The 12,200-nt window shown below is 43.2% G+C and carries 10 protein-coding genes; 7 read left to right on the forward strand and 3 right to left on the reverse strand.

Annotation, left to right across the window (positions count from 1 at the left end; genetic code table 11):
• Nucleotides 1-3 precede the first annotated feature (3 nt).
• From L4C32_RS00765 to L4C32_RS00790, 6 genes are all read left to right on the forward strand, one after another.
• A complete protein-coding gene (locus tag L4C32_RS00765) occupies nt 4-798 on the forward strand; it encodes an ATP-binding cassette domain-containing protein (RefSeq protein WP_428194934.1) in 795 nt (264 codons plus the stop codon).
• A gap of 378 nt (nt 799-1,176) precedes the next feature.
• Nucleotides 1,177-2,934, forward strand: a complete 1,758-nt coding sequence (locus L4C32_RS00770; protein ID WP_428194935.1) for an ABC transporter substrate-binding protein — start codon at nt 1,177-1,179, stop codon at nt 2,932-2,934.
• Between the two features lie 11 nt (nt 2,935-2,945).
• On the forward strand, nt 2,946-3,899 hold the full coding sequence (locus L4C32_RS00775; RefSeq protein WP_428194936.1) for an ABC transporter permease: 954 nt from the start codon (nt 2,946-2,948) through the stop codon (nt 3,897-3,899).
• Between the two features lie 11 nt (nt 3,900-3,910).
• Nucleotides 3,911-4,804: an ABC transporter permease gene (locus L4C32_RS00780; RefSeq protein WP_428194937.1), complete on the forward strand. Its 894-nt coding sequence runs from the start codon at nt 3,911-3,913 to the stop codon at nt 4,802-4,804.
• 2 nt (nt 4,805-4,806) lie between these two features.
• Nucleotides 4,807-5,790, forward strand: coding sequence for an ABC transporter ATP-binding protein (locus L4C32_RS00785; protein WP_428194938.1), 984 nt, complete (start codon nt 4,807-4,809; stop codon nt 5,788-5,790).
• Nucleotides 5,787-6,764 carry an ABC transporter ATP-binding protein gene (locus L4C32_RS00790; protein ID WP_428194939.1) on the forward strand — a complete coding sequence of 326 codons (978 nt, stop codon included), beginning with the start codon at nt 5,787-5,789 and terminating at the stop codon, nt 6,762-6,764. The genes L4C32_RS00785 and L4C32_RS00790 overlap by 4 nt, the downstream gene beginning before the upstream one ends.
• A gap of 81 nt (nt 6,765-6,845) precedes the next feature.
• Here the strand turns inward: L4C32_RS00790 and L4C32_RS00795 are convergent, their stop codons facing one another.
• Together L4C32_RS00795 and sstT are read right to left on the reverse strand one after the other, a co-directional pair.
• Nucleotides 6,846-7,691, reverse strand: coding sequence for an isopenicillin N synthase family dioxygenase (locus tag L4C32_RS00795; protein WP_428194940.1), 846 nt, complete (start codon nt 7,689-7,691; stop codon nt 6,846-6,848).
• A gap of 188 nt (nt 7,692-7,879) precedes the next feature.
• A complete protein-coding gene (gene sstT, locus L4C32_RS00800) occupies nt 7,880-9,121 on the reverse strand; it encodes a serine/threonine transporter SstT (RefSeq protein WP_428194941.1) in 1,242 nt (413 codons plus the stop codon).
• A gap of 219 nt (nt 9,122-9,340) precedes the next feature.
• Between sstT and L4C32_RS00805 the strand changes: the two genes are divergently transcribed.
• Complete coding sequence (locus tag L4C32_RS00805; RefSeq protein ID WP_428194942.1) at nt 9,341-10,285, forward strand: chemotaxis protein CheV; 945 nt, start codon at nt 9,341-9,343, stop codon at nt 10,283-10,285.
• A 275-nt stretch (nt 10,286-10,560) separates the two neighbouring features.
• On the opposite strand, the gene pfaD is transcribed toward L4C32_RS00805, so the two are convergent.
• Nucleotides 10,561-12,195, reverse strand: coding sequence for an eicosapentaenoate synthase subunit PfaD (pfaD, locus tag L4C32_RS00810; protein WP_428194943.1), 1,635 nt, complete (start codon nt 12,193-12,195; stop codon nt 10,561-10,563).
• Nucleotides 12,196-12,200: the final 5 nt, after the last annotated feature.

Below are 12,200 nucleotides of genomic sequence, written 5' to 3' on the forward strand. Positions count from 1 at the left end.
CAAATGGAACATGCACTGTCTCTAAATGATCTTACCTTAGGTTATAACAACAAGGTTATTGTAGAGGGTTTTTCATGCAATATAAAAGCGGGGAAACTTACCGCACTGATCGGCCCCAACGGTTGCGGTAAATCTACCTTATTAAAATCGGTGGTGAAATTGGTCAGCAGTAAAGGTGGAGACATTACGCTAGCGTCAGGGGAATCGACTTTTCAATTGAGCAGTAAAGCGTTAGCACAACATATTTCTTTGTTACCTCAAACGCCCATTACACCAGAAGGAGTTACCGTAAAAGAGTTAGTCGGATTTGGTAGGGCGCCCTATGTAAACATGATGGGGAGTCTAAATAAGGATGATCACTACTATGTGGATCAGGCGATGAAGAGCGCCAATGTTGACGCATTTTCAGATAGCCCAGTGAGTGCGTTATCTGGCGGGCAAAGGCAACGAGTATGGATCGCCATGATTCTGGCTCAAAATACCGATATTGTGTTGCTCGACGAACCGACGACCTACCTAGATCTTTCGCATCAATATGAATTGTTAGATATTTTGGTTGAATTAGTAGAACGTGGGAAAACAGTGGTTGTGGTACTGCATGATCTTAATCAGGCGTGCCGCTATGCGGATGAACTTATCGTAATGAAATCTGGGAAACTCTATATTCAAGGGGAGAGTAAACAGGTGATGACTGAAAGCATGCTACAAGAAGTATTCAGTTTGGATGCAACTATTATCAATAGCCCTGAATGCGGCTCGGCAATGTTAATTCCAAGGAAAAGAAGCAACAGAAAGTAGCTGAAAATAACCAAAGTGATCAGTTGTAAGCGAGCCTCCATTTTATGGGGGCTTTTTTGTTTTAGATGTTATAAAAAAAATACACGGAGTTAAAAATATACGACTGAATACTTAGCATCTAAGTAGTGAATAAAACTTGTTTCAAATCAAGTCACATGCGGCTTTATTAAATTTGTTTATAAAATTAATGCAAGTGTTTAAAGGGCTTTCATAAAATTTCAGCGGTGAGATCTAAGATTGTATACTTTATGCTTGTTTATTTATGCGCATTATGAATAACTAGTAAAGAATCAATAAGCAGTGAATAACTCGGTTGCCGTTCGGCGGTCTTCCAGAAGGAAATGATAGAGCAACCGATAAATCTAATAAGGACTTTTAATGAATAAATTTACGCTCATTCCGTTAGCAGCTTTAATCGCCTCCAGCGTTGCTGTTGCTGATGAAACCAAAGTGTTTAAGTTTTCAGATAATGGTGCTCCTACCACATTTGATACCACTCAAGCAGGCACAATGTATGCAACAACCATTGTAACCGCTGTCTATGACACACTTTATGAATATAAATATTTAACCATGCCTTTTGAGTTAAAACCAAACCTTGCAGTTGCACTCCCTGAAGTGTCTGAAGATGGGTTAACTTACACCATTAAAATTAAGCAAGGTGTCATGTACGCTGACGATCCTGCGTTTGCCGATGGCAAGGGACGTGAAGTCGTTGCAGATGATTTTGTCTATTCACTCAAACGCCATTTTGATAAAAAGAACCGCTCTCAAGGCTCATGGTTATGGAGTGGTAAAATTGAAGGGTTAGACGCATGGAAAACAGAGGGCTCTGATTACGCGAAAGAGATCCCTGGGCTAAAAGCAGTCGACAAATACACCATTCAAATTGTTCTGACTAAACCATATCCGCAATTAACTTATACCTTTGCAATGGGTTTCTCTGGCATTGTTCCAAAAGAAGCGGTAGCAAAGTATGGTCGTGAACTGTCAGTTCATCCTGTAGGCTCTGGCCCGTTTAAGTTAGTATCACACAACAATACCAAAACGGTATTAGAGCGTAACCCAAGCTACCGTGGCGATACCATGGATCTAGCTAAAGAGGGTTACGACGAATCTATTCACGGTGCATCTGGCATTGCTGCTCTAGAAGGCAAATCGCTGCCAATCGTAGACCGTATTGAAGCTAACTGGATAAAGCAAGCTTCAGCTCGTTGGAACTCATTCTCTAAAGGTAATGAGATTGCCAATACAGGCCTACAAAATGAGCAAGTAGGAACCGTTCTTAGCTCAAAGAATCCAGTGGTTCTAAAGCCGGAATATGCTGAGAAATACAACTACAAAGTCGATACGGAAGCAGGCCTAGTTTATAACCTGTTCAACTTCGACGATGAGTACTTTGGTCGTTCTGATGATCCAAAAATCAACGCGCAAAACAAAGCACTTCGCTGTTCAATCGTAAAATCATTCAACTGGACCGAGCGAATCGATCGCTTCTACTTAGGTCTCGGTAATGCATACCCAGGCTTTATTGTTCCTGGAACTGATGGTTTTGATCCAAACATGGACAAGACATCGATCGAGCAAGATATTGCAGGTGCAAAAGCCCTGTTAGCAGAAAATGGTTGGGATGCTAAGTCACTGCCTAAGCTGGTTTATCCAAGTGTATCAAGTGTCAAAGCGAAACAGTTCTTTGAACAATTCAAAGGTAACTTGGTTAAAATTGGATACCCTAAAAATAAGATTAAGTACAAATCTTACGCTACCTTCGGTGATTACAACAAAGACGTTAAGAAGAGTAAAACGCAGATGATCTCAATGGCATGGGGCCTAGATTACCCAGATGCAGAGAATACATTGCAACTGTTCTACGGACCTAACCGTTCGCCGGGTTCAAACAGCTCTAACTACAACAACCCTGAATATAACGCGATGTATGAACAAGCATCCGTTATGCAGCCTAGTCCTGAACGTACTGCTATCTACAAGAAGATGAATACTATTCTTGTCGATGATTGTGTCGGTATTGGTAGTTTCTCGAGAACGGGTGTGACCATGTGGCATAAAGATGCCCTAGTTTGGCCACAGCGCAGCGTTATCGGTAACTATTTTAAATATGTAGATACAACGAAGTAGGACTCTGAATTATGGAAACGTTGCGATATTGCCTTAGAAAATTGATTTATAGTCTGCCTTTATTGGTTGGTGTCACCTTGATAAGTTTTGTTTTAATGGTCTATTTTGGGCCAGATAAAACCTACGATCTTCTTGGTCGAAACCCGACGATTGAAGAGATTAACGAGATTCGCCATCAGCTAGGGTATGACAAATCATTTTTTGTTAGATACTTCGAATATGTTCAACAGGTGATTACCTTTGATTTCGGTTATTCCGATTCAACGGGTGAAAAAGTGACAACGATACTGAGTAATACCATTCCAGTATCTATTATGTTAGTGACACCTGGTTTTTTCCTTGGACATATCATCGGGATCAGTTTAGCACTGCTTGCTGCTCAAAATAGAGCAACATTTATCGATAAACTGGTGATGTCATCATCTGTTGTTGGGATGAGTGTCTCTTATCTAATTGTGATTATCGCAACGCAACTTATATTCTGTTCTAACTACGGGTTAAATCTCTTCCCAGTCTATGGCTGGGAGGTGAACTCACTGTCAGACTACGTCTATTACACGACAGTCCCTACCATCTCCGCGGTGTTTGTCGCGGTAGGGTATAACACCCGTTTTTATCGTGCCATCTTGGTTGAAGAGACCACTCGTGATCATATCCGAACCGCGAAAGCGTTTGGACATAATCCAACCACGATTTTAATGAAACATGTTTTAAAAAATGCATTGATTCCAATCATTACCCGAATTGTATTCACTATTCCATTCGTAGTAATAGGAGGCTCGTTATTGCTGGAGAGTTACTTCGGTATCCCAGGTGTCGGCTTGGTGACTTACGATGCGATAACTACAGGTGATCTTCCTGTATTGAAAGCCGTAATCGTATTGATAACCTTCTTGTTTATTGGTGTGGTTAGTATTGTTGATGTGTTATACCGGATGGTTGATCCGCGCATATCACTTAAATAAGGGATGGAATTATGTCTGAAGTATTAAGTGGTCAGCTAGACGCAACTAGCAAGCCACAAAAAAGAGAATCTTTGTGGACCAAAGCGGTTGTCAAGTTTGCCAAAGATAAAATTGGAATGGTGAGTTTCATTGTCGTAGCCAGCTACCTATTGATTGCGGTACTAGTTTGGTTAGGGTTGATTGCCCAAGATTGGGATGTCCTAATGGCAAGTGGGCAGATGGGACCAACCGCAGAACACTGGTTTGGAACCACCATCAATGGCCAAGATATTTTTCAACGTGCTATTTACAGCACCAAAACTGCTTTTGAAGTCGGTTTGATGGTGGCTATTTTTGCCACGATGTTTGGTGCGATTGCTGGCTGTGTAACGGGGTACTTTTCAGGAACCGTTTTTGATGAGTTGGTACTGTGGGTCATGAACAGTATTGACTGTATCCCATACTTCTTAACCGTTGCTGCCATTGGTGTTGCGTTAGAAGGAAACCCGTACTCAATGCATATTGCGATGATGCTGGCCTTCTGGACCGGTACTGCAAGGGTGGTTCGTGGTGAAGTAATTAAATTAAAAAGCATGGAGTTTGTTGAGGCAGCCCACTCTCTTGGGGTACCGGTATACCGTGTTATCTTCAAGCATTTAATGCCAAATACAACTCACATTCTATTAGTCGACATGACGATTCTGTTTATTACAGCGATCAAAAGTGAAGTTATCCTAAGCTTCCTTGGTTTGGGAATTAAAGACAGCATCAGCTGGGGCTTGATGATTGCAGAAGCAAGTGGCGAGGTGACTGCCGGTCATTTCAGTAACTTCTTTGCTGCATCTGGCATGCTATTTATCCTAGTACTTGCTTTTAATATGTTCTCAGATTCACTGCAAGATGCACTAGACCCGAGGAAAGTATAATCATGGAATCTAAACCACTACTTGTCGTTGATAATTTAACGGTAGATTTCACTACTGATAAAGGCACGGTTCGAGCGATTGACGGCGTAAGCTTTAATATTATGCCTGGAGAGACCATCGCTATTGTGGGTGAATCTGGCTGTGGTAAATCAGTGAGTTCACTATCAATCATGGGTCTGATCCCATCGCCACCTGGAAAAATTGTTGATGGCAGCATTAAATACAATGGTCGTGAATTAATTGGATTGACAGAAAAAGAGTATCGAAAAATTCGTGGTAACGACATCTCGATGATCTTCCAGGAACCAATGACGGCATTGAATCCAGTATTACGAATCAGCACCCAAATGGTCGATGTGATTCGTCTGCACAGTGATTTAAGTAAGTCTGAAGCCAAAAAGCGTGCGATTGGGATGCTGGAAACTGTCGGTATTCCTTCCCCAGAAAGCCGTATTAATGAATACCCTCATCAACTGTCTGGTGGTATGAGACAGCGTGTGATGATCGCAATGGCGTTATCATGTGGCCCCGATCTGTTATTAGCCGATGAACCAACCACGGCACTTGATGTAACCATTCAAGCCCAGGTGATGGATGAGATGGTTCGACTACAGAAAGAGTTGAACATGGCCGTTGTATTGGTCACTCATGATCTCGGTGTGGTAGCAGAGTCTTGTCAGCGTGTTGTGGTGATGTATTGTGGTCAGATCATCGAGCAAGCCTCTGTTGAAGATATTTTTGCTAACCCTCAACACCCTTATACCAAAGGTCTTCTAAAATCGATCCCTGTGGTTCGAGATAAGAAGATCCCAAGATTGCCAACCATTGATGGTGTGGTACCGGATCTGTTTAATTTACCTTCAGGTTGTCGCTTTGCAGACCGTTGTGAATTTGCAGAATCTAAATGCAGTACGCAACGCCCAGATTTAGGTGGCACTGAACACCACCAAGTTGCCTGCTTTAACCCAATTGGAGGTGCAGTATGAGTGAGATGTTGCTAGAGGTTAACGGTCTCAAGAAGCACTTTGCTGTCGGTAAAAGCTTTTTTAAAAAGAACCAGAGACTCTGTAAAGCGGTTGATGATGTGAGCTTTGTCATCGAACAAGGAAAAACCTTAGGGTTGGTTGGCGAATCAGGTTGCGGTAAGTCTACGCTAGGTCGTTGTATCCTGCGTCTGCATGAGCCAACCGAAGGCGAAGTAAAACTTAATGGCACCGATCTGGTTCACCTAAGTGCCAGTGAGATGAAAGCGTTACGAAAAGATATTCAAATTATCTTTCAAGACCCGTTTGCTTCTTTAAGCCCACGAATGACCATTCATGATATTTTGCGCGAGCCCCTAGATACCCATAAAGTGGGTACAGTAGAAGAGCGTGAAGCCAAAATTGCCGAAGTCATGGAAATTGTAGGTTTGCGACCGCAAGCGTTGAACCGCTACCCTCATGAGTTTTCTGGTGGGCAGCGTCAACGTGTCGGTATCGCACGAGCTTTAGTGCTTGAGCCTAGATTCATTGTGGCCGATGAACCGGTATCAGCTCTTGATGTATCTGTTCAAGCTCAGGTATTGAATTTGATTGCTGAACTGCAAGAGAAGAAAGGCATCTCTTTTTTATTCATTGCGCATGACTTGGCCGTAGTTCAGCACATTTGTGATGATGTAGGTGTTATGTACTTAGGGCGTATGGTTGAGAAAGCACCGGCAGAGGCGCTGTATCGAGAGCCTAAACACCCTTATACTAAGGCGCTACTGTCAGCGATTCCTGTGCCAGATCCGACGTTTAAATCTGAAGCGATTAAACTTCAGGGAGATGTACCATCACCCCTAAATCCACCATCAGGTTGTACCTTTAGAACCCGTTGCCCACAAGCAACTGAGCGGTGTAAAAATGAGATACCTGCCGTCTATAATGTTGGGGAGAACGGTGAAGAGCACTATGTGGCTTGTCATCTGTTTGAATAACAAATAGACAATAAATGGGTATAAAAAAGCGGACATATCGTCCGCTTTTTTTTATTTTAAGCAAATGAGTAAAACAGAAACTTAAATGACACCCAGTTCGCGTAAACGCTCCATCAGATATTCATTGGCAGTGTATCTTTCTGACAGTACTACCTCTGGTTTTGGGTGGAGGAAAAGGGGCAGTGAGATCCGAGATTTACTCTTATCTGCACCTTCTGGATTGATCACTCGGTGAGTGGTTGACGGAAAATACCCCCCTGATGCTTCTTGTAACATGTCACCAATGTTAATGATCAAATTGCCAAAATCAGACGGTACATCTAACCACTCCCCCTCTTTAGACATGACTTGTAAACCGGGCTCATTAGCAGCAGGCAGTATAGTCAAAAGGTTGATGTCTTCATGTGCTCCTGCGCGAATGGCACCCAGCTCCTCATCGCCCTGTAGCGGTGGGTAGTGCAGGATACGCAGTAATGTTTGTTGATTACCCTCTATCATACTTGATAGCGGTTGAGAGAAGCGTGCAGAGACATCAGAAGGCGATTGGTTTTCAACCCAAGTTAACAACTCAGAAGCCAATGAATTGGCATTGTCATAGTAACTTTGTAGCTCGGCTTTTAGTTCTGAGGGGCACTGTCCCCATGGGTAGTAGTGGAAATACTCTTTAATGTCTTTAACGGTCAACCCTTTTGCTGTCTCAGAAACCGTTGACGGAAAGAAACCGTCTTGGGTCTTTGGATCAAAATGAAACGACTTTTTATCATCGTCAGTTGACGAGAAAAACTGCTGCCAATGGTCATAAATTGAAGTGACCAGTTTCTGTTGAATTGGGTGTTTTTTTAATACCCCAAAGCCAGTTTCACGTAGAGATTTGACAAAGAGCTCTTCAGCATTGTCTGCTGTGTAATCGATCGCTTCCAATTYCATATTTTTATCTTATTTAGTTGAGAGAGGGTTTCACATCTTGTTAACAATGCAATTGTAGGGATATCGAACTGTTTAGGAAGAGATGAAGATCACAGATTAAGAGAAACAAGAAAGGTAGATACACAATAAGTTTGATATGAAACAGAAGAAAAGCCATGTGATCGCACATGGCTTTTAATGATGCTATTTTACGCCTTAGCAACTAAGGGTAAAGTTTGATCGTCTTCGGCCGCTTTACAGGCTGCCGTGGTAAAGATGACGTCTGTTGAGCTATTTAGAGCGGTCTCAGCAGAGTCTTGAATCACACCAATGATAAATCCGACAGCGACAACTTGCATGGCAACTTCGTTTGGTACGCCAAATAGGCTACACGCTAGTGGGATAAGCAGTAGTGAACCGCCAGCCACACCAGAAGCACCACAAGCAGATACTGCCGCAACAATACTTAATAGAACGGCAGTAGCAATATCTACTTGCACACCGAGTGTATGAACCGCTGCTAGGGTTAATACCGTAATGGTGATTGCTGCACCGCCCATGTTAATGGTTGCGCCAAGCGGGATAGAGACTGAGTAAGTGTCTTCATGCAGATCCAAACGTTTACACAGGTCCATATTCACTGGAATGTTAGCCGCTGAACTACGAGTAAAGAAGGCTGTAACACCACTCTCTCTGAGGCATTTGAAGACCAATGGGTAAGGGTTACGCTTGGTTTTAACAAACACAAAGATTGGGTTAATAACCAGTGCCATGATCAGCATTGAACTTAGTAATACCACAAGAAGGTGGGAATAACCGAGTAGAGCTGAGAAGCCAGTTTCAGCGAAGGTATTAGCGACAAGACCAAAGATACCAAGAGGTGCGAAACGAATGACGACCGTTACGATGGTAGATATGCCGTCAGAAAGGTCGACAAAAATCTGCTTGGTTGCGGTTGATGCTTTGTTCAATACAAGACCCAGTGCAACAGCCCAACCGAGAATACCGATAAAGTTACCCGTCATAAGCGCATTAATTGGGTTGTCGATGATTTTAAACAGTAGGGTATGCAATACCTCAGTAATGCCTTCAGGTGGTGCGATAGCCGTATTACTGGTGACGAGAGTTAACGTGGTTGGAAATAGGAAGCTCATCACAACCGCGGTTAACGCTGCAGCAAAAGTGCCCGCTAGGTAGAGTGACACAATCGGTTTCATGTTAGTGTGGCTGCCGCTCTTTTGGTTAGCAATGGATGAAGCGACCAAAATGAAGACTAAAATAGGAGCAACCGCTTTCAATGCACTCACGAAAAGTTGACCGAAAAGGCCTAAAGAAATCGCGATGTCAGGAACAGTGATTGCAAATAAAACGCCAGCAATAATGCCGATAACGATTTGAAGCACTAAACTAGTATTAGCGAGTCGAAATAAAAAGGGTTGGGTTTGGTTCATAATACGGTCCTATATACAGCATTTCTATAAGTGATGGTGATATTATAGGAATCAGTGGCCTTATGCATGTAATTTGTAATATTTTAGCGAATTAATTGTTATAAAATTCTGACTTTGAGATGTAAGTTAGATAAAAAAATGGGTTGTACGTGACATTTATAGGCAATAATTGCATATTAAGTGACATAACTAATAAAATTGTTAGCAGAGTGAAAATGTATGTCTGGAATATTAAGCACCGTTGATCAGCGAACCAACTTAGTCGGGGAAAACCGCTTAGAGTTGTTGTTGTTTAAATTAAATACCAACCAACTGTTTGCTATCAATGTATTTAAAGTTAAAGAGATTTTAAAAGTTCCGCCATTGGCAAAGCTCCCGGGCTCACATACAAACATTGTGGGTGTAGCAACTCTGCGAGGGACGCCTGTGCCCATTATAGATCTTCGTGCCGCTGTTGGAATGCGACCGATGGATCGTGAGTCAGAAACCAATCTGATCATTACAGAGTACAACCGAACGGTACAAGGCTTTCTCGTTGGTCAAGTTCGAAACATTGTCAATACGACTTGGACGGATATTCAACCGCCACCTGCAACAGTAGGGCGAGCGACTTATTTGACTGCCATCTCTCACATCGAAGAAGAGGGAATGAGGCAGATTATTGAGATCATTGATGTTGAAAAAGTACTTTCTGAGATCATCGATTACGACATTTCCATCTCTAAAGAGGTGTTAGATGAAGAACTTGTGAGCCATATGCAGGGCCGTAAAGTTTTGATTGTTGATGATTCTCGTACCGCTCGGTCACAAGTTCGCGAAACGTTAAAGCTGGTGGGTTTAGAGGTGATTGAGTGCAATGATGGTAAACAAGCCTATGAGCTGTTGAAGCGTTGGTGTGATGAGGGTAAAACCGTCACCGATGAGATACTGATGATGTTTACTGATGCCGAAATGCCTGAAATGGATGGTTATACCTTAACCCATGAAGTAAGAACTGACCCAAGAATGAAAGGTCTTTTCATTGCATTGAACACCTCACTGAGTGGTAACTTTAATGAAGCGATGGTCGAAAAAGTCGGTTGTGATCGGTTTATTTCGAAGTTCCAACCAGATCTATTGATTGATGTGGTTCAAGAACGAATGAGACAAATTGTAAAACCTTAGTGTCATGCCTTCGACAAAGTTAACAAATCATTTATTTTGACTAGTAAAATAATTAAAGATTGGTATAATTTTGCTCGAAAATATAACTTGGCAAGGGTATATCTGTTTTAATGATTTGGTTGAGTTCTAAACTGATTATTACGCTGATGGTGTTAGCGTATAGAGCTTTCCACAAAGGACGTGAAGAGTTAGAGTCAAACAGCAACGATTCTAACTAATTGATAAAAAAGAGGAAGACCATAGGTCTTCCTCTTTTTTTTATGTTGAAAGTACTGTTAAGCCATACGATCAGTTGGTTTCCAGCGAATCACCGATTGTGGTAAATTCACACCTTGAGATTGCAGTAAGTTAACACGAGACAGATAGGCGGCACCATACATAAGGTGCTTAGCCAGATCGACAGCATTACGCTGCGTATAATCGTCAAGATAAGAGCCTTTTGCCCATGCATTAAATGCGCCGAGTGCCGGCCCTGCCCAAATTTGATAATCCATTTCACGCCCGACTTCCCCACTGTTTGACCAGCGGCTAGAAAGCCCTAAATACCAACGGAAAATCAATGCCATTTTACGCTTTGGATTACCTTCGGCACGTTCAATCTGTTTTGGGTCGCGTTCATTAAAGTGCGCCACAGTCCCAGTCCAGATATCGTCTAACGTCGAACGGAATACCTGTTTTTCAAGCTTTTCACGTTCGGCGGTTGGAATATCTTCAATAGAGTCATAACGCGCATACAGATCGTATAACTTGTTAGCACGCATTGGGAAAAGGGTGCCGCGTTTCACTACTTGAAGCTTCACGCCCATCTCAAACATATCGGCAGCAGGTGCCATCGCGACATCAGCCATCTCGGTGGTTGAAAGCAGTTTACGAGTGTGGTTACTCGCGCCCGCTTCAACACATGCTTGGTTGATTGAGCCGGTCACAATATAGGCAGCACCCATGTTAAACGCAGCGAGCGCAGCATCTGGAGTTCCGACACCACCTCCGGTACCAACGCGAAGAGGTGGATTGAAATTAAACTGAGCCTGGATTTCATCTTTTAACGCTAAGATCGTTGGTAATAGTGTTACCAATGGACGGTTATCCGTATGACCGCCTGAGTCAGCCTCCGCGGTAATATCATCCGCCATAGGAACCAGTTGAGCTAACTCCATCTGTTCAGCGGTAATGCGCCCTTCATCCACTAAGCCTTGTAGCATTTTAGCGGGCGCAGGTTGCATAAAGTGGCGAGCCACTTCCGTACGGCTCACTTTAGCAATCACTTTGTTTGCCACTGCAATCTCGCCTTTTGCATTTCGGCTAAGGCCTGCTGCGCGATAGTGAACAATCTGCGGGGTAAGATTTAAAAAAGCGGACGCCTCAACAGTGCGTACTTTATGCTTTAAAAATAGCTCAACACTTCCACGCTCAAGAGCGGGTTCGCTCGGGCTGTGGATCAAGTTAAACGCATACGGCCCATTAGGCAGCGCAGCTTGAATACGATTGATCGCTTGTTCAACGCGTGAAGGAATTAACCCCGCGGCACCAAATGAGCATAAGATGCCAGCTTGACCAAGGGCAATCACTAACTCTTCAGATGAGATACCATTGGCCATCGCGCCGGCGTAATAGGCGTACTTCACCCCATGCACACGGCGAAAATCAGCATCACCTAAGCTTTGTGTCCCTAATGCAGGAGCAAACGCGCTGACCGGATGAGTCCCTTTAGCACTGGCGGCATCATTCGAGGTGATATTCGCTTGCTGACTCAGCCCCAAGCCCCTTTCTGGGTGGGCGATGGCGTAACAACCCATGGTGAAATCTTTGAGTATCTTAATGATCGCAGCTTCGTTGAACTGCGTGGTTGACTCTTCAACCTGCCATGGCCAAGGTGTCAGCTTTTCGTTGTTGGTTAACGTGTTATTCATTGTCA

The organism is Aliivibrio kagoshimensis, assembly GCF_050337105.1.
Lineage (GTDB): Bacteria > Pseudomonadota > Gammaproteobacteria > Enterobacterales > Vibrionaceae > Aliivibrio_A > Aliivibrio_A kagoshimensis.